Source organism: Pseudoalteromonas sp. B131b, from assembly GCF_037162545.1.
GTDB lineage: Bacteria > Pseudomonadota > Gammaproteobacteria > Enterobacterales > Alteromonadaceae > Pseudoalteromonas > Pseudoalteromonas fuliginea.
In genome coordinates this window covers 658,158-683,653 of sequence record NZ_JARLUZ010000002.1, presented here as the reverse complement: position 1 = coordinate 683,653, position 25,496 = coordinate 658,158, and the positions used below count along the sequence as shown (strand labels likewise).

Sequence of the window (25,496 nt, the reverse complement as noted above, 5' to 3'; positions counted from 1 at the left end):
CGACAATATTTTAAACACCAAAAATCAACCGCACTAAGAGTAAGGAAATACAATAATGAAAAAAGTAATCACTACAACCGCTGTTGCAGCAGCACTATGTGTAGCAAGTGTTGCACAAGCAGAGACTATTGATATCGGTATTTTATATACAGATCAGTCAGCAGCGGCTACTAGTAATATCAACACTAAAATCAATCAGCTAATTGCCTTCACAAATCAGGTTTATAGCCAAAATGGTGTAGGTATTACGCTGCGTTTAGCGGGTACACAAAACCTAGGTGACTATGCCATTACACCATCAGAGCAGTGGCTTGATTCGGTAACCGAAAGCAGCTATGTAGATGGTTTACGCAGCGATTGGAAAGCCGATATGATTGCCGTACTAGGTACTGGCGAAAGTGCTGGAAATGGACTTATTTCATGTGGTTTAGCATGGGTTGGACAAGGTACTAACGGCAACCTATACAACTCAATGAGCGACCGCATGTATTCAATTACAGCTATTGATTGTGGTGCAACTACGTTTGTACATGAACTTGGTCATAACCAAGGCTTAGCACATTCACGTAAACAGGGTGATACTTCTGGTGGTGTATACACTGACGGTATGGGTCACGGTGTACAAAATGAGTTTGCAAGTATTATGGCCTATCCACATGTATATGGAAGTGCAACACAATACGACTACTTCTCTAATCCTAATTGGAGTGTAAATAACATACCATTTGGTGTAACTAACCAGTCGTATGCTATTCGCACTGTAACAGCAACTAAAACAAGCATTGCCAATTTTAAATAAATGCTTATAAAAGTGGGTTATCCATTACCCACTTTTAAAAAATAAACATTATAACCTTCCCCCAAGAGCGCTTAGCGCTCTTTTTTGGTAAAGCTTAATGTACAACCATTTTTTGCTTTATAGCGGGCATTAACGTTTTACCGTCACCATCAACTTTGCTTAATAATTTAAGACCCATTACTTTTGCAAGCACAGGGTAAATATCAAGATTACTTACTTTATCTAAGCTAATTCCTTCTTTAAAAGCAGGGCCACTAGCTATAAACGTAGCAGCCATGTCATCGGTATAGGCATAGCCATGCGTACCTAAATACATCGGCTTTTTAGTATTAGTAAACACCGCAGGTGCTGTGGTTTGTACAACGATATCGCCCACACGCGTACCTTTATTATAATGATAGCCTGCTAATTGTTCATCAGTTAAAACGGTATAACGTCCTTTAGCCGCTTTTTCTAAACGCGCTTTATAGCCTGCTATATCAGCATATTTAGCATTCGGTTGTGTATAAATAAGTAAACGAGGGCCTGTATTTTTAACTAAAAAGTTTTCATCTTGAGGCAATGTTGTTACATCAATACTTTTATCTGGGTTTACGCTCGTCATACCGTGATCTGATACAATTACTAGGTTTACGTCTTGCTCTAATTTGCGTAGGCGAGTTTGTAATTGCCCCATCAACTCATCAAGCTGTTTAACTGCATCTCGAGTTTGTGGTGCGTCTGGCCCAAATTCATGACCCATGCTATCAACCAACGAAAAGTAACTTGCAATAAAACGCGGGCGCTGTGCTTTTGGTAAACTTAACCACTGAATAATTTGATCTACACGGCTTTGGTAATCGCTATATTTAGAATAATGGTAAAAGTAATCGGGGGTCATGCCGTTAAATAACGCATCCGACTCAGGCCAAAAGTACGTTGCTGATTTAAGCCCCTGCATTTTTGCTAAATTCCAAAGAGGGATACCTTTTACCCAAGTGCTATCGCCAAGTGCTTTACCCATACTGTAACACTCATTTTTGCGGGCTTTATCGCAAAAGTTATTATCAACAATACCGTGATTGACAGGAAGTAAGCCCGTAATAATAGAAATATGATTAGGAAACGTTTTAGTAGGATAAACAGGTATTAACTTTTGAGCGCGAACGCCGCGATCGGCCATTGCCTTTAAGTTTGGCGCACCGTGCTTTTCAATGTAATCCCAACGCAGACCATCAATTGATACAAGCACCACCGTTTGCTCTTTTGCTGCAAGTGCAACATTACTCATTCCTGTTAATAGGCAAATTGATATTACCTTTAAGATCCACTGCTGCATTATAAATACCCGCCTAGTTAAAAGTGCGCTAAATACTGAAAATAATGATTTGATAATACAATTGACTGCCCGCAAATGATACAAGCGCCTGTACCTAACTCATCTAGGTGTATATATTAACGTAAGTATATTAAAAAAGAATGACACCGCGCACTCACTTTGCCAGTCATCAACAATAAAAAGGACAACGATGACTATTGATTTTAGTAAAAAAATAACCCCTGCGCGCATGTATCGCACAACATCTAACTTGCAAATGGCGCTTGAAAGCGACCGAGGTCGTATAATAAACAGTGCTGCTATTCGTCGTTTGCAACAAAAAACACAAGTATTTCCACTTGAGCGTAATGCAGCCGTTCGTTCGCGCCTTACTCATTCGCTTGAAGTACAACAAGTTGGTCGTTTTATAGTGCAGCGTATTTTTGCTAATTTAAGCTACCAACAACAAAAAGACTACGGCCTAACAGGACTAGAACGCCCACTAGAAAGCCTAGTAGAAATGGCCTGCCTCATGCACGACATAGGCAATCCGCCATTTGGACATTTTGGCGAAGCAGCTATAAATCATTGGTTTAATAATAATTTGCTAAGCGTTACACCCGAACGTTGTAAAGAGCCAAATACAGGCATTGGCGTTGTTTTTAAACACCTTGCACTGGATATTTGTAACTTTGAAGGTAATGCGCAAGGCATACGTATTATTCACTCTTTGCAAACACTCAATCTAACCTACAGTCAAAGTGCGGGGATTTTAAAGTACACCCGCCCAGCAGGCCTTGATACAAAAGACATACCACAAAATAAAAACTACTTAATGAAAAAAGTTGGGTATTACTACAGCGAAAAAAGCTTCGTAGAAACACTACAAAAGGAATTAACCATAGAGCCTTATTGCCGTCATCCTGCCAGTTATATAATGGAAGCTGCTGATGATATTTCATATTGTCTTGCCGACATTGAAGACGCTGTAGAAAAAGATATTATAAGCACTGAGCTATTATGCATTCAGCTTAAAAGTCACTATAAAAAAGCACTTATAAATCTCACCATTGACGATTCTGAACACCTAGATTTTGTAGATAAAGCCGTAGACTACGCACTCGAACGCGCCAAAGCACAACCATATAACTTTAACAGTGAATTTTTTATATACTTGCGCGTTTCACTCCTGCACCCGCTGGTGAGTCATGCAGCAAAACGCTTTATCGAAAACATAGAGCCGATTTATCATGGCGACTTTAATCATGCCCTTTTAGAGGACAGAAGCCACCTGCATGCTGTTACCAAAGCATTAAAAAATGTAGCGCTTAAATATGTGTTTTCAAACAAAGAAGTCGAAAAGCTCGAACTGCAAGGCTATAGAATCATTAACGGCCTACTTGATTGCTATAAACCATTACTATTATTAAATAGCGACGATTTTAAACGTGCGCTCAATGGCGATTCACGATTGTTAATCGAGTCAAGATTAGTTAAAAAACTATCTAAAAAGCACTTAAACAGCTACTCACATGCCATTAACGCCATGCAAGAGGAACCTGATCACTTTGCCGCATACGAGTTTTATTACCGTTGTAGATTGATTCAAGATTACATAAGCGGCATGACCGACCAATTTGCCTACGACGAGTATCGTAGCTTAATGGTAATAGACTAATAACGCGGTAAGTTTTAGGCTCTGTCGCCTTTCAGGATTAAAATTTATTCAATTTAGGGGCAGCGCATGTTTGGCATTTATGCTGTGTTATTGCCTATTTATGGGGAGCAACCACACTGCATAGACTCTGCCTTGCCTAAATACCAGACATACAACCTCGAAAGATAAGCAGGCCCTAGATAAATTTTAGTTTTGCGCTTAAAATCGAACTATTAATGTTTAAGCGCTATTTACCTTTATGATCACTTTACTAACACGTCTTACCTTTTGTTTTGCCCTATTTTATAGCGTTAACAGCGCAGCATATAACGAAGCCATGTGCATACTTATAAAACAAGAAATACAGCAAAATAGTGGTGATAAAACAAGTCGAAAATACAGAAACGCAATACGCGACTACAACAATAACTGTAACAAACCCAAACAAGCCCAAACATACCCAAAGCCGCCAATAGAAACAGCTCCGGTTATAACACCAGTGCAATCTCAAGTTGTGGAGCCAACACTTAACACGCCACAAAATCCAGCAACACTACAAACGCCACTGCCCGTTAGTATTGAAAATGAGCAACAACCAAACACGATTGAACAGCCAAATATTAATAATGAAGTAATAATAAATGCAGAGCCTCAAGCCAAATCAGTTATTGATCAACAAAGTACACAGCCACTAAAAAGCAGTGTACCTGTAAAGGTTAAAATACCAGCAAATATAACTGCTCCCGTAGTAAAACCAGCACCGGTTATTGTACCTGCACCAATAGATCAAAGTTCGCTGCTTTTACCTAGCTTATTATTTGTAATAGTAATACTTATTGCTGTGATGGTATTAATACGTTTACGTCGCACTAAACAAAGTAAAACCGAAATTATTGCGCCTGTGGTAGCTGAAACACAGGTACTTAAATCACAAAAAATAGCCCCACCATTAAACGTAAGTACGAAAGATGCGCCAACCAAGCAAACGCCAACCAATGCGCCTGAAATAATAGATGAAAATAAAACAATAAAGAGCAACCAGCCACAATTAAAAGCCAATAAAACACAAAAAATAAACACCGATCACAATAATATTGACGAAGTCTTGCCTACAACATTAGCGCAAACAAACGAAGCAACATTTACTGAAATAAAACCAAAATCAGAACCAAACTACACCGAATTTGCAGCAGCCGCTAAAACCACTGAAGCGCAAGTTAACAAGGCCAATCGCTTCACTGAGCCACAAGTACAAGAACTTGCCCCCCATGCCCAGCCTATAAAAAAACAACCTAAACAAACAACACAATCTTCTGCAACCGTGCACAGTAATCCACTCATAAATAATGAGCTAAAACCGGTTATCGCAAGCCCAGAACCGTTAAAACCTAGCGAAACTACTGACGATTTACATACACCTAAAAAAGTAGCGACCCCAGAGTTTACCAACTTTAGTTCCGCGCACAATTTTAAAGAACCAGAAATACGCACCTTCGATCCAAATGCTCCGCTACCAGGCGAAAAAGTAATGCCTAAAGCAGCACCAAGGCCTATAAACGCAGAACATGAAACAACAAAGAGTGCAGCTGAAAAAAGAAACAGTAAACAAAGCAAGCAGCAATCCATTTGCAAACTTATCGCTTGATGAAAGCTGGGATCCAAATTCGGCAGAAATGCCAACTATAGAAGAAAAAAACGCGCACCTAAATCACAAGCACTCATTGACGCAGAAGAACGCGCTAAAAAAATGCAAACCAAAGAATGATCTGCCTGCGATAAAAACGTAAGTGCGATTTTACATCGCGCTTTGGCTTATAACTTTAACGCTCACCTAACTCCTGTAGACGCAAAGCTTGCTTGCGTGAAAAGCGCAGCTTTTAATTTGTAGATGGGCTTTATCGCCACAACCTTGTACATGCCTAAACACAATGCGAGGTATAAAACCTCACCTACATTAATTTAAACACCGCGCTCAACAAAGCGTAGGTGCGATTTTACATCGCGCTTTTGGTTTATATAACCTTAACGCTCACCTAACTCCTGTAGACGCAAAGCTTGCTTGCGTGAAAAGCGCAGCTTTTAATTTGTAGATGGGTTTATTCGCTACAACTTTGTACACGCCTAAAACACCATGCGAGGTATAAAACCTCACCTACAACAATGCAAACACCGCGCTCAACAAAGCGTAGGTGCGATTTTACATCGCGCTTTGGCTTATATAACCTTAACGCTCACCTAACACCTGTAGACGCAAAGCTTGCTTGCGTGAAAAGCGCAGCTTTTAATTTGTAGATGAGTTTATTCGCTACAACTTTGTACACGCCTAAAATACAATGCGAGGTATAAAACCTCACCTACAACAATGTAAACACCGCGCTCAACAAAACCGTAGGTGCGATTTTACATCGCGCTTTTGGTTTTAGTTTCAAATTACTATGAATAACGCATAAATAACCGTAATCCGCTCATTAACCTCATCAATACACATACAGACAGGTTAAAAATTATGAGCCCTGAAAGGCATTTTTAACCACTGAGAATACTCACGTTTAAGATTTGGTAATTGCGTATACAGCATTTTTTTTAACTTTTTTGCAGACAACTTACTACACGGTGATTGTTGCTCAGTAAGCATTATATTTTTTAGTAAAGCTCTACCTGCTTGTGTATCCATTAAAAAATAAATAGCAGCCCAACTACTTGCATAAAGTTTGCTGTTATCGCCTTTTTTCCACGTATCCTCTAAGCCGATTAACCAATTAATTGTAAATACACTTTTAGTAATATTGTTATTCTTTGTCCACGATCTATTTGGTTCAACAATACCTGTTTGCATATTATTTTTAGTCAGCTCAAAGTACTCCGCAAACCCTTCATTTAGCCATCTTGGTGTGTAGCCCAATACAGCCTTATTTATGGCGTGCACCGCTTCATGAACCGACGTACGCATTGCACTTTGTGCATTATCATAATGAATAAAAGCAGAATTACTCCCGTGAAAATACATACCCGCAGTGTTTTTAGGATCACCACCGCGATGCTTTATTACCGACTCGTAAGCACTGCGAGTAGCCAAAACCGTTAGGTTTAGTTTCACCTTTTTAAGCGCATGCACACCAATTACTTGGCCATACGCCTTAAATACCGTATTGAGCTTAATGCGCAACTCTTGATTAAATGACGACGGTAAATTAGGTGTATTTAAAGTAAGATCAAAATAATCTAGCGATTCAACAAAACCAGGATTGTAAGTTGCTACTGCAAAGTCAGGCTTTTTATCACTAAAATGAGGAACGCCCTCACTGTCGGTCCACGTAAATATATCGCCATTACGTTTATATTTAACCTCACCTAACGATACATCTACGCAACGCGTATTGTTAACTTGTGATAAGTGATTATCGGCAGACACTAACGTATGTTGCAACGTCGTTGTGCTTACTTTTTCGGGCCGTTTTGTACTTAAAGGCTCAGTAACTATTTGCGATGCTAGATAGTTATATATGCGTTTAACTTCACCAATCGGGTCACTATAATTAAATACCCGTCCAGTAAAATGATTAGCAATAAGTGCCGACGCAATTAGCAGCACAAAAAATACAAACACCACGCGTAATTTAGTTTTAAACATATTTATGGGTGCTCTTTCCACTGTGCTTCAAAGAGATCTTTTTGCTTACCCCTATATTCGCTGCACCACACAAAGTCGGCCGACCCTATCCCTTTTTTACGGCAACGTTTAGGTAGTTTATAAAATGTTGACCAAGCATCAAGCTTAGCAGCATCTTTATAGCTATCGCTGTGCAAAGACATGTTTGATACTTTTTGATTGAGTAGCCAATTGCTATTAGGCGTACGAGTTGAGGTAGAAGAAGTAGCCTGATAAGCGCTACCACTCTTTTTAGGCTTACTGCAGTGATTAGCAAGTAATGTAAATAGCGCTTTATCGCGTGCAGTTAAACGCTCACCTTCTTTATTACTGTAGCCACTTCTAAATTGAGACCGAATAGCTTCGCGCTGCTTTTTAATGCTATCGCATTGGGCTTGTGTGTAAGCCTCACCAGCTTGAGGCAAAGTTGTAGATACGCTAATAAGTACCAGTAAAATCCATTTGATCATTATTCATTCCCTGAATTAAAACTTTAAAAGAGTGTACCTATAAATGTGAAAAAACACATCAACATTACTAATCCAAAAAGCAAAAATTAAAGCTATGGGTGGGAGTTCACATTAGCCTTGGCTTTAATAAAGCGCTCACGAGGTAAAAACCTCACCTACAATAATTAAACCACCATATTCAACAAAACCGTAGGTGCGATTTTACATCGCGCTTTGGTCTTGGCTTTTACAAAAACACCATGCGAGGTATAAAACCGCACTACAACAATTCAAACACCTATTCGCCTCACATGGCGAGGCGAATAGGTGTTTAATTGCCTCATTGGACAACCTTGTAACGTGTACTACGCCCACCTGCGGCGGTTTTTTTAATGAATCCAAGCGTTTGCAAGTCCGATAAATGGCGTGTTGCGGTTGCACGGCTAACCTTAGCCACTTTTTGATACTGACTCGCACTAATACCCTGTTCAAATTGGCCATCGAGTAACTTATTAAGCACTTTTACTTGCTGCTCACCTAACTTTGTTTGATCTTTACTTGCCCAGTAATTGGTTTTAAAAATTGTTTGCTCAATATTATTAAGCGTATGGTGTATCGCATTATTGAGCGTACGTAAAAACCACTTAATCCACTTTGTAATACAAAGCTCTCCACGCTGAGTTGCTTCAAGCACTTCGTAGTAGCTTTTTCTGTCTTCTAAAATAGCCACCGACATAGCGTAAAACCGAATTGACTCAGCATGTTCTTGCGCTAATGCCAGGTCGGTTATAAGCCGTGTAATACGCCCATTACCATCCTCAAGTGGATGTATTGTTACAAACCATAAGTGTGCGATAGCTGCCCGAATAAAAGGGTCTATTTGAGGTTCATTTTGCGCTTTGTTAAACCAGTTAAAAAATAGCGAAAGCTCTTTATTTACTCGCTCTTTAGGAGGCGCTGTAAAATGTAATATCGGTTTATCTAAGCGCCCCGACACTACTTGCATAGGCTCGTCACCACGCAATTGCCCGCCTTCAATTTTAGTAAACAAGCTTTGCTCACCTGCAAACAATAAGCGATGCCAATTAAGCACTCGCTCTAAATTAAGCGCTGAGTCTGTGTTATTTATCGCATCAAGCATAATCTCTGCAAGATTATCGCTTTGCACAGTTGTTGGGTAAGGCTGCTCATCAATATTGAGCTTTTTTGCAAGTGAAGAGCGAACCGAAAATGCATTAAGCTTTTCGCCCTCAATCGCACTGGAGTGAATAATATTTGCAAGTAAGGTATCAAGGGCCTGCTGCTTTTGATGAGCAGTTTGCACGCCCATACGCCCTACTAATAAACCTTGATTATATGAAAGCTCCCTTAGCAAAGGAGCAAGCGCCGCATCATCCCACGTAAAGTTTGGCCAGTTTTGCTGTTGCCATATCCACATAGTCTTTATGTCCTAAAATTGATTAGCTTCAGTCTACGTCAATTATTCGCCTCATACAATGAGGCAAATAATTGTGTTAATTGCCTCATTACTTTTAAGCGCTACACAGAGAAGAAATAAACAAGCAATTTAAAACGAGGTGTAAACCTCACCTATAATAATTTAAACACCACATTAAACAAAACCGTAGGTGCGATTTTACATCGCGCTTTTGGTTTATATAACCTTAACGCTCACCTAACACCTGTAGACGCAAAGCTTGCTTGCGTGAAAAGCGCAGCTTTTAATTTATAAATGGGCTTTATCGCCACAACCTTGTACATGCCTAAAGCACCATGCGAGGTATAAAACCTCACCTACATTAATTTAAACACCACTCTCAACGAAACAGGGCGGGATCACACTTTGTAAATAAACAAATTTTATGATCTAATACCATAAATTTCATAACCTTACACTTATTATGTCACTCTTCTCACATTTAGAACTCGTCAAAGATAATCGTTCACATATAAATCAACACCATAACTTAGTTGATGTGCTTTTTCTTATTATTACTGCCGTTACATCAGGGTGTGAAAACTGGCAAGATATTGAAGTCTATGGCGAAAGTAAGCTTAATTGGTTAAGAGGATTTCGTTCTTTCAAAAATGGCATACCCACTCGACATAGTATTGCTCGGATTTTTAGAACCGTTGATACTGACTCATTACTACTCGCGATGTATAGCTGGGTCAATCAAAACCGCGTTAAATCAGCGCATCCTGTCATTGCCTTCGATGGCAAAACTATTCGCGGAGCAAGTAAACACATTGCTGATAAATTACACCTCGTTTCAGCATTTGATTGTGAGGCAGGTCTCACATTATTCCATCAAACAGTTGGCAGTAAGACGAATGAAATACCGGCAGTTCGGGATTTATTGAAAATACTCGATATCAATAACACCGTCATTACACTTGATGCTTTGCACTGCCAAAAAGAAACGCTAAAACAGCTAATTAGCAGACATGCAGATTATCTAGTGCAAGCAAAGGGTAATCAAAAGAAACTTTATAGCGCGATTCAAGATGCATTTACACACCAGTATGAATCTGAAAACTCAGAGATACTTAGTCATGTAACACAAGATGCAGGGCATGGGCGAAAAGAAGTACGCACGATAGATTGTCTTGATGCGCGTTTATTACCGAGTGAAATTAAAGAGAGCTGGCCATCAGTTAGGACAATCGTTGCGGTGCAGCGAGAGCGAACGAAGGGTAATAGAACGAGTATTGACACACATTACTACCTAACATCGCTGACAGACAATATATTGATAAGTAAAGCAATAAGACAACATTGGCTGATAGAAAATCAGCAACACTGGATACTGGATGTCGTATTTAAAGAAGATGCCTGTCAAATACATGAGCCATTAAGTGCGCAACATATGGCACTATTTAGACGCGTCGTTAGGAACATGATAAAGCAGCATACGAAAAGCAAGGGGTCAATAAGAAGTAAGTGTGTAAGAGCTTGTTATGATGATGCTTTTAGAGAAGAACTTCTTTTGGTTAACATTTTTAACAAAGTATGCTCGCGCCCTGCTCAACGAAACCGTAGGTGCGATTTTACATCGCGCTTTGTTCTTGGTTTTAATAAAACACAATGCGAGGTATAAAACCTCACCTACAATAATGTAAACACCACATTAAACAAAACCGTAGGTGCGATTTTACATCGCGCTTTTGGTTTTAATTTATTTTTCGAACCTAAATAAACGCATCCATATTTGGTAATTGTATTATTTGTTCACTCAGCTTATTTGCAACTTTATTAATTATTTTTATGCATAAATGAATGTGGGATAATTCAGAAGTAAATAAGTTATTTTTGAGTTTAAATGTATATTTATCGTCCACAAGTTAACTTTACCTTATTTATAAATAATAGAATCGAATCTAAAATATAAATTACTTAAGCTAAGTTAATGACACTTTGAGATTGATAGCTCACTTAAGCAACTGCAGAAGCCCAGCTTGCTATTAGGGCGTGTGACCTTTCGTGATTAATTTTGCAGCAGACTGTTTGGTATTCAGGCAAGGCAGAGTCTATGTGGTGTGGTGTGGTTATTCCCCATAAATAGGCGATAACGCAGCATAAATACCAAACATGCACTGCCTTTTGGGTTTTTTTAGGGACAATTAACTCTTTGTTGCTCGGCTTTTACTTATTCTTGCATGGATGTAAGCCAGTAGGGTAAAGCAGAAGCAGTCACCGAGCCCACTAGGTTACAAACCTCGCGGCGCGATTTAATAGCCCCTAGATTGAACAAATTTCACCCCACAAAGGTCAACACGCCCTAAATAAAACAAATATCAATTTTAATGTTCACTAGAAAACTGATAGGTTATTATTACAGTTTTTATCAATGGTTAGTTTTTCGTGGCAAATGAAGTTATACAGAAAATAATTAAGTACTTGCAGCAAAACACCGACATTGACGTGGTTTGGTTATATGGCTCCCACGCAAAAGGGACAGCCCAACCCCATAGTGACATTGACTTAGCCGTAGCATTTAAAAACTTTGATCTGGAGTTCTTTGATAAGCGCCTTAGACCAAAAGAGCTTGAGCTTGAAATAAGTAATGCACTTAATCTTAACGAACAACTTATTTCGATTGTTGATATAAATATTATTCCAAGTTATTTAGCTTTCAACGTTATTGAGTATGGAAAAATAATTATAAGCAATAATAGTGTTAGAGCGATGAAAGAGCAGCAGCGTATATATAGCCAGTTCGAATTTGAAACCATAGCGAGTAAACATGACTGATACCGGAATTACACTTTATTTAAGTGAAGTAACACGCCATATTGACGAATATATGCAAGAACTCGACGAACTCAGTCAAATCGATTCACTTAATAGCAGAGATTACCGAGCTGCAGAGCGATTACTACAGTTAATGACCGAGGTGTGTATTGGTTTATCAAAGCATTGGCTTAAGCAGCACAAAAGTAGTACCAGTAGCAACGCCTATCAAACATTTAGCGAACTTACTAATTTAGGCTTTTTGAGCGAGGCAGAACTACTGTCATGGCGTAAAATTATAGGCTTACGAAATGCACTTGTTCACGATTACTTAAATATTGATCAAAGTATCGTTAAAACAATCATTAAAAAGCAACACTACATAACTATGCACGCATTTAGTATTAAAGCGATTACAGAGCTAAACAAAGATTCATAGATAAAACCTCACCTACAATAATGTAAACACCGCACTCAACAAAAGCGTAGGTGCGATTTTACATCGCGCTTTGTTCTTGGTTTTAATAAAGCACCATGCGAGGTATAAAACCTCACCTACATTAATTTAAACACCACTCTCAACGAAACCGTAGGTGCGATTTTACATCGCGCTTTGTTCTTGGTTTTTACAAAAACACCATGCGAGGTATAAAACCTCACCTACATTAATTTAAACACCACACTCAACAAAACCGTAGGTGCGATTTTACATCGCGCTTTGTTCTTGGTTTAAATAAAACACCATGCGAGGTATAAAACCTCACCTACAATAATTAAACCACCATATTCAACAAAACCGTAGGTGCGATTTTACATCGCGCTTTGGCTTTTAAACAAAGCTCACTCATACATCTGTAGGCGCAAAGCTTGCTCGCGCGAAAAGCGAAGCTTTTAAAATAATTTACTTATATCGCATTGGCGACGGCAACCAAAAAAAGACAAGCGCCGGTCTCTCTTTGGAATCACACAGCCCCCTCAATTTCACTTATCTTTAAACACAAAATTATTATGAGCGTAAACGCCATGAAAGCATCACTTTCACATCCCTGTACGCTGCCCAGTTCGGATATCTCTACCCTCTCGTTCAAAACTACGTTTTTCACCCATTTGCAAGCATCGCTTTCCTCGCATTGCCTAAAGGGATTTAGGCACTTGGAATTTGTCGGGAACAAAATTCCGCCATGCGAGGTAATTACTCATTAATTATGTGTTTGCAGGTGAAGTTGAAGGGGATGATTACCAGGGCATCAGTCTTTAAATATTTGCTGTAGGCACCCTACTTGCTCTCGTAGGAAGGGTAGCTTATTGAATTTCATATAACATTAGCAACCACAATTGCTTTACTCTTACTAAGTGAAAAGCAATTATGTATTGACTACTTAATTAAAAATCATTAGTCTTTTTTAAACAATTGAAAAGTAAGGATACTGATCATGGCTCTAGAAATTAGAATCTGCTTGGATGCAGTTACTGCAGAAGTAGTAAAATGTAAAACTGATAAAAACAATACTTTCTCACAAGATAACAATCACATAAGAAGTAAAGTAATCACCTCAGGTACCCCCTATATTTGGCGCAAAGAATACACTGACTCTTTAACCGCTCCTACAACAGAACAAAAAATATAGTCAATCAATTTGCGCTTTTATCAGCACAATCAAGAAGAAACATAGCTGGAATGCTGCGAGATTTTGGCAGCGAAACATTACTTGCTATTTCTGACTTTCAAGCTCAAGTTATACCATTTTTAGCAAACAACACACATGGTATTGTTGGTTCAGGCGCCACATCAATAGAAGCTCGCAGTTCAAAATTTGTTACTTTAGCGGGTAAATATGAAGCATCTTTAAAAGATATACGGGCCGCACATAAGTCAGGCATGCCTAAATACCATATGGTCGCTTTAGAGCAAAAAGCTCTTGGACTATTTAAAGAGCTTCAAGTTAAATATCAAGCTGAACTACAACGCTTTATGAATACTAACCGTGCAAGTCGCAGAGGTACGGTTTGGTCTAATCCTAATCGTGGTGTTCACATAGCTAAAAGTGCCAGACACTCCACTAAATTAGATATAAGTAGCACCGCAGAATTTAGAAAAATTAAATATATTGAAAACACAGGGCGTTGGCTTGGTAATGGAATGATCTTACTCGATGGCGCTTTTAGAGCAAACTCGGTTTACAACAATTACAAAAATGGTGGCGACTGGCAAAGAAGTCTATCAACTGAATTGGCCAGCTTTGGAGCTTCTACTGCATCTGGTATTTTTGTCGGTTCAATTACTACCACAGCACTAAGCTCTTTACTTATGTTAACTCCTTATGGATGGGTTATTGCTATAAGTGTAGGGTTATATGTCGGTTTTACAGCAAGTATTAAAATGAATAATTTTATGAAAAAAACTTCTGAAAACATATACGACAGAAAACCTATATTTGAAGGGATTTTTTAAATGCCTGCTGCTCATTTAGCTGGATATTCTCTGATCGTATTTATGATAGGTACTTTTGCCTCCGGCATTTTATTTTCGAGAATTTCAGTCAAACATATTAATAAAAATATGGAAAAAGATGGTGTGCTTCCCCCAGTTGGGATAAAGGCATCGGCGCTAGTGTGTCATTTTATATATTTTCGATGTTTTTTGAACGCTCCCGTATACCAACTCCAATGTTTGATGGACGTTTTGTAGCCAAGTACTCACGTCCAATTGACAAAGTAATAGGCGCAGTCCACTTGATTTCAGTCACAGGAATGATGCTTTGCCTTTGTATTGTTTCTTATTTTTCAAAGTAGTTAATAGTAAGTTAAATTTACATATCCTAATGTTTTTGGGCATAAAAGCGTAGTCTTTAAATTATCGGCAGAAACTTATCTCGCACCTTGATTTTTACTTACAAAATTGTAAATAATTCATTCGAGTGTTTGCCTGATTGCTAGCGGCAACCAAAGAAAGACAAGCGCCAGTCTCTCTTTGGAATCACACGGCCCCCTAAATTTCACTTATCTTCAAACACAAAATCAATATGGACGTAAACGCCATGAAAGCATCACTTCCCTCGAATCCATACGAGGTAATTACTCATTAATTATGTGTTTGCAGGTGAAGTCGAAAGGGGGAGAATTGCCTAAGCAGCAGCCTTAAAATTTGCTGAAGGCGCAAAGCTTGCTCGCGCGAAAAGCGTAGCTTTTAAAATAATTTACAAATATCGCGTTGGCGATGGCAACCAAGGGGCGCATAGCGCCATGTGTTCATTATTGAAATACATTATTTCAACAGCTTTATATACCTGAAAATTCTTTCATCCATTTTAAAATAGGCTCTTTGTTTGGGCTATAGTAACTTAAATGCGGCAAGCCTATTATTGCAGTTGACCTACCATTAATATCAGCTTTAAAACCATAACATTGCCTCTCTCCATGCTCTGCTGGAATGGTTTCAAAAGTATTTAAATTACTTTCATCACAGTACATCGATTTTAAAAAGCCAAACGGTGAGTGAAGTTTGCCATTTCCAAAAGTGATGATTACTTTTGGTCTCACTATTTCTATAACAGCTTGATGAAAAGGCCAAAAAGTACCTGCAAAGCCAAAGTTATAATCTTCGTGAGATGATGATTTTGAAGTGGTAAAAATTAAATTGCTAGCACATACATCAGCCACACTTTGGTCCAGTCCTTCAAGTAAACCTTGAATTCGCTTTTGAAGTGGAGCGGATCCTTTTGCATATTTATTGTTGCCTTGCTTAGAAGTCGATTTCTTTTTGGGTTTTTCCCATTCTTCATCTAAAAAAGCATTACTCGTGCGAACTAGTGTATCTGCCATAAAATTACCTAACTTGCATTCACCAGATCCACCCGGGTTTAAACCTAATAAATACACATCTCCTTTTTTTAAGGTTTCATGCGAGCTATAAATCCCCTCACCAAAGCGGTTATATAAATGACCAAATTGTTGTGTAGCTATGCCTAGCAGCTGTTCCTTCTTAATCCCTATATCCATATTTATTCCTTTTTTTCCTATTAAGACCTTATTGCAGAATATGATTCATACATTAAAAAATTGTAATAAACTAATTAAATGTCGAGGGTACTCTCAATGAAATTTTCTTAGCAGCAGCCTTAAAATTTGCTGTAGGCGCTCAGCTTGCTCGCGCGAAAAGCGAAGCTTTTAAAATAATTTACTTATATCGCATTGGCGATGGCAACCAAAGAAAGACAAGCGCCGGTCTCTCTTTGGAATCACACGCCCCCTCAATTTCACTTATCTTTAAACAAATAATTAATATGAACGTAAACGCGATGAAAGCACATCCATGTGCAAGCATCGCTTTCCTCGAATCCATGCGAGGTAATTACTCATTAATTATGTGTTTGCAGGTGAAGTTGAAGGGGATAACTTCTTAGCATCATCATTTAATTACTCTCTCGGCTAATACTTAACTCACACGTTTGTACTTAATTACTAGTAACTTAGTCAATTATTACTTGTAGCTATACCGTATTTAAGTAAACTAACCACTCGCAAACAGGGAGTGGTTTTAATGCAGCAAATTGGTATTTACGAGCAGTTAATTACGCAAGTAATTAAGCAAAACTTAGCGCGCGACCAATTTTATGTGGGCGAGCGCCAGCTTGAAACGGCCGAAGCGGCAACTTGGCTTTCACGCTTTTTAAGTAAACTTGTAACGCATGCAATAAATGCCATTCCCAGCTCGAACGAGCGTCTACAAGAACAAATAAGCCTAGCTAACAGCCTTGTACTTTGGCTTAAAGATCATATTCGCGATGACGAGCTAATTAACGAAAACCTTATCGACAGCCAAGGCCGAATACTTACCGCGCTATTTAATACCCAAAACCCTATTGCCGCCAACCTTAAAGATTACTCAAGCGATATATTCCCACTCACAGGCCTTACGCAAAGCGAATTATTTAGCGGTGCTAATGCAGGTATATCGCTCGAAACCGAGCTAAAGCGCGAAATTAAATCGTCCGACACTATTTATTGGCTTGTCTCATTTATAAAATGGACAGGTTTGCGCATTTTTAAAAATGAGCTTGAAGCGTTTACCAAAAGCGGTAATAAACTCAAAGTTATTACTACTTCGTATATGGGCGCAACGGATGCTAAAGCCGTTGAGTTTTTAGCAAACCTACCAAATACCGAAGTAAAGCTAAGTTATAACAATCAGCAAGAACGCCTACACGCTAAATCTTACTTATTTATGCGCAATACGGGTTTTCATACAGGCTATATTGGCTCGTCTAACTTGTCGCATTCGGCGCTTACCAGCGGCCTTGAATGGAACTTAAAAATTACCGCACAAGAAATCCCGCACATAATAGCTAAAACCAAAAGTACGTTTGAAACCTACTGGGAATCAAAAGATTTCGAGCTATTTACAGGCACTGTTGAGTGTAAAGAAAAGCTCATTAATTCACTTAACGAGCAACGCGGTGTTGGGCAATCAAGCAGCCAGTTTTATTTTGACATAACACCAAAAACGCATCAGCTCGCTATTTTAGAAAAACTAAGTGCTGAGCGCAGCGTACATAAGCGCTTTAAAAACTTAGTAGTTGCTGCAACCGGCACAGGTAAAACCATAATATCGGCGTTCGACTTTAAAACCGTTTACGATAAAAACCCAAACGCACACTTTTTGTTTGTAGCCCACCGAGAAGAAATACTAAAACAAGCACAAAGCGCTTACCGTGGCGTGCTTAAAAATAACGACTTTGGTGAGCTGTGGGTAGGTAACTACAAACCACAACGCTACAACCAATTATTTGCATCAATCCAAACATTAAACAGCCAAATTGAATCGCTCAATTTAACTCACGATTACTACGACTACATAGTGATAGACGAAGTACATCACGTAAGCGCTGCCAGTTATCGCACCATTTTAAGCTACTTTACGCCCGCAATATTACTTGGCTTAACCGCCACACCAGAGCGACAAGATGGCGCAAATATACTCGATGATTTTTGCGGAGTAATAGCCGCTGAAATTCGCTTACCAGAGGCAATAAATCAACGCCATTTATGCCCGTTTCAATACTTTGGATTGGATGACGACACCGACCTAAGCCAAATAACATGGCGAGGCGGCCGTTACGATATAAGCGAGCTAAGTAACCTTTATACAGGCGAGAACAGCCGCGCTAACAAAATTATATCCAGCCTTGCTGATATAGTGACAAATGTCCACGCTATTAAAGCACTCGCGTTTTGCGTAAGCCAAAAACACGCTGAATTCATGGCCTCTAAATTTAACTTAGCAGGCATAAACGCCGATGTACTGACCAGCAAAAACACCAATGAGCGCGCGGCTAAACAGCAAGCACTGCGCCAAGGCGAAATACAAATACTTTGCGTGGTTGATATTTTTAACGAAGGTGTCGATATACCAGAGGTCGATACCCTGTTATTTTTACGCCCAACCGAAAGCCTAACGCTGTTTTTACAGCAACTCGGCCGTGGACTGCGTTTACCTGATAACAGCCTTTCTTTAGGTAGATCAAAGCAATGCTGCACCGTGCTCGACTTTGTAGGCAATGCTCGCCCAGAATACGACTTTGCCAGTAAATTTCGCGCACTCATTGGTAAAAGTAATCAGCCAATAAAAACCGAGATTGAAAACAACTTCCCGCATTTACCACTAGGTTGCCGTATAGAGCTACAAAAACGCACACAACAAACAATATTAAAAAATATTCAGCAAGCTATAAACTCTAAACGCCGTTTACAGCAGCTTATAAATAGCTATTCGCAACATACTAATGACGCGCTAACGCTAAGTAACTTTTTACGTATAAACCCACAAGTCACCCTTGAAGATATATACAAACCAAAAGATAAAAATCTCGGCGGCTGGCACTGGTTAAAAGGCGATGAAATACCAGTAGAGCAAGCCGATATTTACGCCGCGTATTATCGCGCTATCAACACCCAATTACTCAGCTGCGACTCGCTCAGCTACTTATGCTTTTTACGTGATTTATGTAACAACGACTTTAGCTTTACCCCAACAGCGCAAAACCAACAGTACGCGCTTATGGTGCATTACAACTTTTGGGATAACACAGGCACAGGTTTAGGGTTTAAAACGCTTGAGCAAAGCTTACAAGCACTTAAACACAAAGAGCTACAGCACGAACTTGCTCAAGTAATTACGCTGTTAATAAACCGCATACACCAGCAAGAAAGCGACTTAGCGTGCTTACCAAGCCACCCAATTAAATTACACAGCCGCTACACACGCCAACAAATACTCGCAGCTTTTGGGGCGCACTCGTTTGAGCAAAAGTCATCTGCTCGTGAGGGTGTTCTTTTATTCCATGACCAAAACCTAGAGCTGTTATTTGTAACGCTTAATAAGTGTGAAAAAACCTACTCACCCACCACGCTATATCACGACTACGCAATCAGCCCCACACTGTTCCATTGGCAAACGCAAAACAGCGCCCGCCCAGAACACGGCCGAGGCCTTAGTTATATTCAGCACCAAAAAGCAGGCAAAACCATCCTGCTATTTGTGCGCGAACAAGGTAAAGACGAAAACGGCCGAACTATGGGGTTTGTAAACTACGGCGAGGTTAAATATCAAAGCCATAATGGCAGCCAGCCAATGAATATAACGTGGAAGTTAACCAACTCCATGCCAAGCGAAATGTGGCATGAGGCTGGGAAATTAGCGGTTGGTTAACTGGCAGTTTGAAATTTAACTTTACTTTTATGAGTTATGAAGCGAATGATGTCCATTTAAGCCTTTGGTTTTCATTTTTGCATTTTAATTTGTTTCAAGCATGTTAATAGGCAGTTGTGTTAAGCCCGCGCGTTTATATTTATAGCGAATAAAGTTGGAAATTGATTCTTCATGATTTGATATGAGGATTTGTCTGTCATTAAACTCTACCCTAAAAAGATCGCAAAGAGATGCTACATTAATTTCATCCATTGATTGAACAGGATCATCAATTAAAACAAATGAATTGGATGCATAGACCTTATTTAAAGTTAAAAAGAAAGCCATGCCTAAAGCCGCAATCTGACCACTACTCATTGAGAGAATGGCATCATGCTCAGAATGTTCCACAGTGCTAAACTTTAATACCTTACCGTCACCACTTGCTAAAAACAGGCCTAGACCTCGTTGGTAGTTTTGGATGAGGCGCCCACTATATATGTGGAATAATAACCCAATGTCACCAATCATTCTCTTTGTATATTGCTCTACAGTTGCTTCTATTGTTTTCCTACTAGTTACAATTTTCTTTTTAAGCTTTTCACCTGCAGCTATTTTCTTTTCCAGTTTTTCTACTTCGAGTTTCGTCTGCTGTAATTCATCGTGTTTAAACTGATTAAGTTGATCTGATAAATAAGACTTTTTGTTTTCAAAATCTTCCAAGCTGAGTTTATCTATATCAGACTCATTAATGAAAGTGGAGGATATGATCGAGGCCCAATTTGGCGGAATCACATCTGACTCAGGCTGTTTAGCTTGCTCTAACGTATCCATTGCTTTTTGTAGGAAAGAGTTCTGGATGGCTTCACTACTTTCAAAAGTGCTATGTGGGAACAATTGATATTCAGCAAGTTCTTTAATAATTGACCTGGTACTATCAAATTTAACCGAAACTCTTTTTAACTGCTCGTATAAAGCTAGATTAAAGTCGAATAACAATAATTCTTTCGCTGTATTCAATTTTATTTTTATAGTATCTAAACAAAGTTTGATAGAGGTATTAATTTCCTCTATCTCCTTTGCAAATACGTCGATATTTTCTTTTACATCATCAATAACTTTTTGTGCAGCTTCTTCCAATGTACGTTTACTTTCCCAAGGAATATTACAAAAAGGGCAATTTAGTTCATCATTACTACAATTTTCGTGAAATTGTTCGAGTAAGTCTTTTTGTGCTTGGAGAAGCTTTAATCGCTTTTGGCTCTCTGAATCAGAAAGAAGTTTCTTTTTGTCTCTTTCGCCTATTAACTCCTCAAGTTCTTCGCTTTTAAAATCTTCAGATAATTGCTCAAGTTCTCTTTTTAATATTTTATCAGGCGCGGTTTCACATATCGCTATATTTTTATTGACCTGATTTAAATTTTTATTTACAACGCCGTAATCTTCATATTTATCTACAAAAAAACCTACAGTAAGTGCTATCTTGATATCTTCCTTTTTATTTAAGAGATCAACTATTTTGTTATTGCTCTGCCTAATTATTAATTCGTCTCTATTTGCAAGTATTTTTGCAACATTATCTACGTCAATAATTAGCTTATCGAATGCAGCTTGGTCTGAGGTAGTTATTGGGTCTTGAGTATCCCAATTTGGTATTTTTGTTGAGTTGCTTAATCGCTTGTATGAACTTGAATCAGAGCTATCGGCCAATTGAGTGCTTAAATCATTTAATGTTGTTTTTAGCTCTCCTAAACGATCGGTATGTTTTTTTCCGACATAATCTTCATTGATTTGCGACTCTAAACTTTTGAAAAATTGGATCTGCTCTGATAATTTATCAGTGTTAATAAGGTGTTCTATACCTTTCTTTCTTTCATTAGCGTTTGTAGAGTGTAGATACCTATTCTCACCTTGCTCTAAATAATTGAGTAGACTGAAATTCTTAAGGAAATTTCTTCCGAGAAAATCTTCTATCAATGAATCAGATACTAGATTATTAAAATTATCTGAATCGAAATTTTCTAATTGATATAGTTTAAAAATAGAAAAGTTATCAGGAGCATTGTTTTTTTCATAACTTAAGTCTGAAGTTAACGCTACCCTTGCCAAGTACAGGGTGTCGTTTCCATCTTCACTTATTAATTCGGTGCGTATTACAAGGTTACCCTGTTTTTGTTTATTCCAGTACAAATTTTCTTCGAAGTGAGTCTTCTTTTTACCTTTTGCAATAATGCTATTATTGCGTGCTATAACCCTTTGAATTTTTCCAGTGAATAGCAATTCAACAGCGTCAAAGATACTAGTTTTTCCGAAACCATTTGGACCATCTAAAGTTATCAATGCAGAGCTTTTTAGATCAAAGTATGCTTCTTTAAACGGCTTAAAGTTTTCAATTTTAATTTTAGCTATTTTCCATTTCTTCACTGATTAAACTCCTTATAATCTCATCTGGCTGTGCATCATTATTCTGTTGTAGAATAATTTTTTCATATAATTCGTGAACATTTTCTTCTATTAATGCTTCATCTAGATAAACTTGTATTGGTTTTAAATTACCTTCTTTAATCGGTACTCTAATAAATGGTACTTTTATTAAGATTCGTGCTGCGACACTATACAAAGTAGGTTCTAAAGGGCTCTCTTTGTATTCGGAAAACCTTTTTCATCAGTTACAACATTAAGTAAGCTATTAATATCATGGCCTTCTAATAACGAAAGCTCTGCATCACTGAAGTATAAAAAATATTTTTTAAAATAATATGGATTTTCTTCAATACTAAATACCTTGGCTTCAATTTTTTTGAAATCAGCACGATGTTCCAAATTATGTAGGACAATTAAATCGGTATTCTTTTCAAAAGCAGGATCCGATTTGAATGCCTCGGGAGCCTCACTATTTACAATACTATTAAGCTCCTGAGGTGAAGTAAGAACTTTACTTTCGTATAGAGCTAAGAATCTCTTTTTGTCTCCATAAGCTTGAATTAAATAGGTCGGCTGATTATCGTTACCAGTGCCATCTACTCTTTTATAGCCATGGTTGATAGCAAATTCTTCTATAATTTTTTTAATCATCTAATCTCTCTCCAGCAACTTGACAAGATATAACTCTTGCTTCAAAAGCTTTAGTAACATTGTTGCGATCATTTCTCGTGCTTAAAAATTGTTCTTCTAGGCTCTCTCTTTCAATTCCTCCTGCTGAACAAAACCTTTCAACGGGTGAAAATTGATTAGCACAATCTGCAATCAACCACTCATATTCAACTAAGATATCAATTAGGTTTTCATCCTCCTTAAGTTGAGATACAAGATCTTCTGAAAACTTTATTTCTCTTACTCGTTTATTTGCCCTTATAGATGTTGGTAGGTACTTGTCCATTTTCTGACATTTGTAATAGGGTATTACGTTTGCTAATACAGGGTATTTTTTGATTTCTGCGATAATGTCCACGTAATCATAAACTCGCTCATTATTGATACTTTTTTCTGATGAACCTAAGCAAAGAGACTTCCATAGCTGTGAGAAATCAAGGTTATCAAGAGTCTTTATTTGCTTCAAAACTTTAACAAGCTTTAATTTTATATCTTTATCTACGCCTTTAAAGCTTGTGCTATTTATGTAGTCATAAAAATGAAAATATAAAGCCTTTTTTGCTATTGCTCTTTGATAATCAATGTCTTCTGAGTGCGCAACTTCTTCATGGAGTAAGCTCTGAAGTTCTTTACTATAGATTCTTTCCTTATAAGCTACTTCAGCGGCCAAGATTGATAGGTCTTGGTTACAAGCATGTATATACACAACTTGGGACGCAATTTTACTGTGAAGAAGATTAAACTTAAAATCTATCAAAAATTCTGTTGCAGCTAGGTTGCGTAAACTTAAGTAGTCAGAGATCTTCTCTTTTACTTTTTTTCAATATCTTGAAGATAACAGTAAGCTAGGTTTTGATCTTTACCCTCGTAAGAGTAAAATTCGACTACGTTTCCATCATCTTCTTGAAAGTCTGAAGAATCGTCTAGCTTAGAAGTCACATGAAAATAGCGTTTGGTATGCTCATCACAATCAATGTGCGTAGCAGCTGCCTTGCTTAATGCAGGTAGATAATCGTTTCTTTTATCCTTATCTAATGCTTTAACTTGGTGTGTAGAACCAGCTTTGCCATTTTGATAAATAGAAAAATCTTCTAGACTATCTAATTGAAGTTCAAATTCTAACTCATTAATTAGGCAGCAAATACTGTGGTAAAGGGCAACATGGCCTTGATATATAAAGCCACTCCAAGTTGGGTTAGCTGTATGTGGGAATGAGAACTCATGAGGTTGCACTTAATTCATCCTTTACTCTTAAGATTAATAGAATTTTAAATTGTTAAATTTTAAAAATATTATAATTGTATCTGCGACTAATATTTCTTATTTAATATCAATAAAGATTTTAGGATATTGCTTCATAATACCTACGTGCTTTAATCAAAGATTATTTGAATAAAATCATGTAATTAAGAAATAAACACCCATTCCCTGCTATCACTCCGAAAATACTTATGTGTTTAAAAAAGGCTATAATTACGGGGTTTGCTCCCGACAAATTCCAAGAGCAGAAACACCTTTATGCCGTTTAAGTTGCCATGACTTCGCCATAGATGGCGAATACAAAGCAGTTACGTTCACATCAATTTTTAACTTGAGGACACAGTGTGATCCTCGGGTGCGCCGTAGGATTCCATAAGGTAGACGGCGGTATTTACCCTTTGGTTGCCATCGCCAACGCGATATAACTTCGAATAGAGGTTTTAAAATCCCTAAACTCATACGCCAATTTATGAGCGCGATATAAAATCGCACCTACACATTAATTACACCGAAATTTAAAAGCTTCGCTTTTCGCGCGAGCAAGCTCTGCGCCTACAAGTCAAAAGCCGGATATTAACTCCCGCCTAAATTTATAAACACCAATCTACCAACACACTCCTATTCCCAGTGATCACACCTGAAACGATCGTAATGATTAGTAATTTACAGCATGGCGGAATTTTGTTCCCGACAAATTCCAAGTACCTAAATCCCTTTAGGCAATGCTGTACAAAGCGTAGCTTGGCCATGGATGGCCTATCTACGCTGGTTACGTTCACATCATTAACGTAAGTTGAAGACACTGTGTGATCCTCGGGTGCGCCGTGGGTGACGAGTGACCGAAGCGAAGCTTCGCAGCACGAGGAAGTGGAAGCATGGATGCTGACAGGAACCCTGCTTCATGGACGAATTACCTCGTACAATGTCAAAATATCTCTCAAATGCCGCCCTTTGGCTGCCATCGCCAACGCGATATAACCTCGAATAGAGGTTATTAAATCCCTTGAATACCAAGCAAAAAACTTATGAGCGCGATATAAGATCGCACCTACACATTAATTACACCGAAATTTAAAAGCTTCGCTTTTCGCGCGAGCAAGCTGCGCGTCTACAATACACAGCGCGGTGTAAAATCGCACCTACACATTAATTACGTCGAAACTCAAAAGCTTCGCTTTTAACGCCAGCAAGCTGCGCGTCTACAATACACAGCGCGATATAAAATCGCACCTACATATTAATTACGTCGAAATTAAAAAGCTTCGCTTTTCGCGCGAGCAAGCTCTGCGCCTACAACCCAAAGCGCGAGGCAAACTCCCGCCTACAAGTTAAAGCGCGTGATAAACTCACGCCTACGGCACGAACTACAAA

The 25,496-nt window shown here is 38.4% G+C and carries 18 protein-coding genes and 1 pseudogene; 9 read left to right on the top strand and 10 right to left on the bottom strand.

Features of this window, described 5'->3' with window-relative positions:
* The first annotated feature begins 55 nt into the window (after window positions 1–55).
* Complete coding sequence (locus P4S65_RS20970; protein WP_007378991.1) at window positions 56–799, top strand: reprolysin-like metallopeptidase; 744 nt, start codon at window positions 56–58, stop codon at window positions 797–799.
* 94 nt (window positions 800–893) lie between these two features.
* Here the strand turns inward: P4S65_RS20970 and P4S65_RS20965 are convergent, their stop codons facing one another.
* Entirely contained in the window at window positions 894–2,117 is a 1,224-nt protein-coding gene (locus P4S65_RS20965) for an alkaline phosphatase family protein (RefSeq protein ID WP_096794233.1), read from the bottom strand.
* Between the two features lie 190 nt (window positions 2,118–2,307).
* Here P4S65_RS20965 and dgt point away from each other — a divergent pair, with 190 nt between their 5' ends.
* Window positions 2,308–3,774 (top strand): dGTPase, encoded by a 1,467-nt coding sequence (gene dgt / locus P4S65_RS20960; RefSeq protein ID WP_007378989.1) that lies wholly within the window; start codon window positions 2,308–2,310, stop codon window positions 3,772–3,774.
* A gap of 238 nt (window positions 3,775–4,012) precedes the next feature.
* Entirely contained in the window at window positions 4,013–5,398 is a 1,386-nt protein-coding gene (locus tag P4S65_RS20955; RefSeq protein ID WP_337121115.1) for a cell wall anchor protein, read from the top strand.
* 852 nt (window positions 5,399–6,250) lie between these two features.
* On the opposite strand, the gene P4S65_RS20950 is transcribed toward P4S65_RS20955, so the two are convergent.
* The 3 genes from P4S65_RS20950 to P4S65_RS20940 all read right to left on the bottom strand — a co-directional run bounded on the left by P4S65_RS20950 (window position 6,251) and on the right by P4S65_RS20940 (window position 9,289).
* Window positions 6,251–7,384, bottom strand: coding sequence for a DUF1570 domain-containing protein (locus P4S65_RS20950; RefSeq protein ID WP_149606692.1), 1,134 nt, complete (start codon window positions 7,382–7,384; stop codon window positions 6,251–6,253).
* Between the two features lie 2 nt (window positions 7,385–7,386).
* Window positions 7,387–7,872 carry a hypothetical protein gene (locus P4S65_RS20945; RefSeq protein ID WP_033037885.1) on the bottom strand — a complete coding sequence of 162 codons (486 nt, stop codon included), beginning with the start codon at window positions 7,870–7,872 and terminating at the stop codon, window positions 7,387–7,389.
* Window positions 7,873–8,191: 319 nt separating this feature from the next.
* The gene (locus P4S65_RS20940) at window positions 8,192–9,289 is read right to left on the bottom strand and encodes a Fic family protein (protein WP_306724028.1); all 1,098 of its coding nucleotides are present in this window, start codon (window positions 9,287–9,289) and stop codon (window positions 8,192–8,194) included.
* 463 nt (window positions 9,290–9,752) lie between these two features.
* Between P4S65_RS20940 and P4S65_RS20935 the strand changes: the two are divergent.
* The 5 genes and pseudogenes from P4S65_RS20935 to P4S65_RS20915 all read left to right on the top strand — a co-directional run.
* A pseudogene (locus P4S65_RS20935) lies at window positions 9,753–10,841 on the top strand (ISAs1-like element ISPsesp1 family transposase); the annotation flags it as partial.
* Between the two features lie 875 nt (window positions 10,842–11,716).
* A complete protein-coding gene (gene mntA / locus P4S65_RS20930) occupies window positions 11,717–12,106 on the top strand; it encodes a type VII toxin-antitoxin system MntA family adenylyltransferase antitoxin (protein WP_033037881.1) in 390 nt (129 codons plus the stop codon).
* Entirely contained in the window at window positions 12,099–12,524 is a 426-nt protein-coding gene (gene hepT, locus P4S65_RS20925; RefSeq protein ID WP_033037879.1) for a type VII toxin-antitoxin system HepT family RNase toxin, read from the top strand. The genes mntA and hepT overlap by 8 nt, the downstream gene beginning before the upstream one ends.
* Before the next feature lie 994 nt (window positions 12,525–13,518).
* Window positions 13,519–13,713 carry a hypothetical protein gene (locus tag P4S65_RS20920; RefSeq protein WP_337121114.1) on the top strand — a complete coding sequence of 65 codons (195 nt, stop codon included), beginning with the start codon at window positions 13,519–13,521 and terminating at the stop codon, window positions 13,711–13,713.
* Between the two features lie 50 nt (window positions 13,714–13,763).
* Window positions 13,764–14,537 (top strand): hypothetical protein, encoded by a 774-nt coding sequence (locus tag P4S65_RS20915; protein WP_337121113.1) that lies wholly within the window; start codon window positions 13,764–13,766, stop codon window positions 14,535–14,537.
* Window positions 14,538–15,364: 827 nt separating this feature from the next.
* Here P4S65_RS20915 and P4S65_RS20910 read toward each other — a convergent pair.
* Window positions 15,365–16,084 (bottom strand): hypothetical protein, encoded by a 720-nt coding sequence (locus P4S65_RS20910; RefSeq protein ID WP_008136853.1) that lies wholly within the window; start codon window positions 16,082–16,084, stop codon window positions 15,365–15,367.
* A 541-nt stretch (window positions 16,085–16,625) separates the two neighbouring features.
* On the opposite strand from P4S65_RS20910, the gene P4S65_RS20905 reads away from it, so the two are divergent.
* Window positions 16,626–19,793, top strand: coding sequence for a DUF3427 domain-containing protein (locus P4S65_RS20905; RefSeq protein ID WP_337121112.1), 3,168 nt, complete (start codon window positions 16,626–16,628; stop codon window positions 19,791–19,793).
* An 84-nt stretch (window positions 19,794–19,877) separates the two neighbouring features.
* On the opposite strand, the gene P4S65_RS20900 is transcribed toward P4S65_RS20905, so the two are convergent.
* The 5 genes from P4S65_RS20900 to P4S65_RS20880 are packed head-to-tail and all read right to left on the bottom strand — an operon-like array spanning window position 19,878 to window position 24,098.
* Window positions 19,878–22,196 carry an AAA family ATPase gene (locus P4S65_RS20900; RefSeq protein ID WP_337121111.1) on the bottom strand — a complete coding sequence of 773 codons (2,319 nt, stop codon included), beginning with the start codon at window positions 22,194–22,196 and terminating at the stop codon, window positions 19,878–19,880.
* The gene (locus P4S65_RS20895; protein ID WP_337121110.1) at window positions 22,174–22,392 is read right to left on the bottom strand and encodes a hypothetical protein; all 219 of its coding nucleotides are present in this window, start codon (window positions 22,390–22,392) and stop codon (window positions 22,174–22,176) included. Before P4S65_RS20895 ends, P4S65_RS20900 begins: the two co-directional genes overlap by 23 nt.
* A gap of 8 nt (window positions 22,393–22,400) precedes the next feature.
* Complete coding sequence (locus P4S65_RS20890; protein ID WP_337121109.1) at window positions 22,401–22,847, bottom strand: ABC-three component system middle component 1; 447 nt, start codon at window positions 22,845–22,847, stop codon at window positions 22,401–22,403.
* The gene (locus P4S65_RS20885) at window positions 22,840–23,622 is read right to left on the bottom strand and encodes an ABC-three component system protein (protein WP_442961644.1); all 783 of its coding nucleotides are present in this window, start codon (window positions 23,620–23,622) and stop codon (window positions 22,840–22,842) included. The genes P4S65_RS20890 and P4S65_RS20885 overlap by 8 nt, the downstream gene beginning before the upstream one ends.
* Window positions 23,623–23,675: 53 nt before the next feature.
* Window positions 23,676–24,098, bottom strand: a complete 423-nt coding sequence (locus P4S65_RS20880) for a hypothetical protein (protein ID WP_337121108.1) — start codon at window positions 24,096–24,098, stop codon at window positions 23,676–23,678.
* Window positions 24,099–25,496 lie beyond the last annotated feature (1,398 nt).

Coding starts and splice junctions, on each gene's coding strand:
- P4S65_RS20970 (WP_007378991.1), top strand. CDS start 56: ATGAAAAAAGTAATCACTACAACCGCTGTTGCAGCAGCACTATGTGTA.
- P4S65_RS20965 (WP_096794233.1), bottom strand. CDS start 2,117: ATGCAGCAGTGGATCTTAAAGGTAATATCAATTTGCCTATTAACAGGA.
- dgt (WP_007378989.1), top strand. CDS start 2,308: ATGACTATTGATTTTAGTAAAAAAATAACCCCTGCGCGCATGTATCGC.
- P4S65_RS20955 (WP_337121115.1), top strand. CDS start 4,013: ATGATCACTTTACTAACACGTCTTACCTTTTGTTTTGCCCTATTTTAT.
- P4S65_RS20950 (WP_149606692.1), bottom strand. CDS start 7,384: ATGTTTAAAACTAAATTACGCGTGGTGTTTGTATTTTTTGTGCTGCTA.
- P4S65_RS20945 (WP_033037885.1), bottom strand. CDS start 7,872: ATGATCAAATGGATTTTACTGGTACTTATTAGCGTATCTACAACTTTG.
- P4S65_RS20940 (WP_306724028.1), bottom strand. CDS start 9,289: ATGTGGATATGGCAACAGCAAAACTGGCCAAACTTTACGTGGGATGAT.
- hepT (WP_033037879.1), top strand. CDS start 12,099: ATGACTGATACCGGAATTACACTTTATTTAAGTGAAGTAACACGCCAT.
- P4S65_RS20920 (WP_337121114.1), top strand. CDS start 13,519: ATGGCTCTAGAAATTAGAATCTGCTTGGATGCAGTTACTGCAGAAGTA.
- P4S65_RS20915 (WP_337121113.1), top strand. CDS start 13,764: ATGCTGCGAGATTTTGGCAGCGAAACATTACTTGCTATTTCTGACTTT.
- P4S65_RS20910 (WP_008136853.1), bottom strand. CDS start 16,084: ATGGATATAGGGATTAAGAAGGAACAGCTGCTAGGCATAGCTACACAA.
- P4S65_RS20905 (WP_337121112.1), top strand. CDS start 16,626: ATGCAGCAAATTGGTATTTACGAGCAGTTAATTACGCAAGTAATTAAG.
- P4S65_RS20890 (WP_337121109.1), bottom strand. CDS start 22,847: ATGATTAAAAAAATTATAGAAGAATTTGCTATCAACCATGGCTATAAA.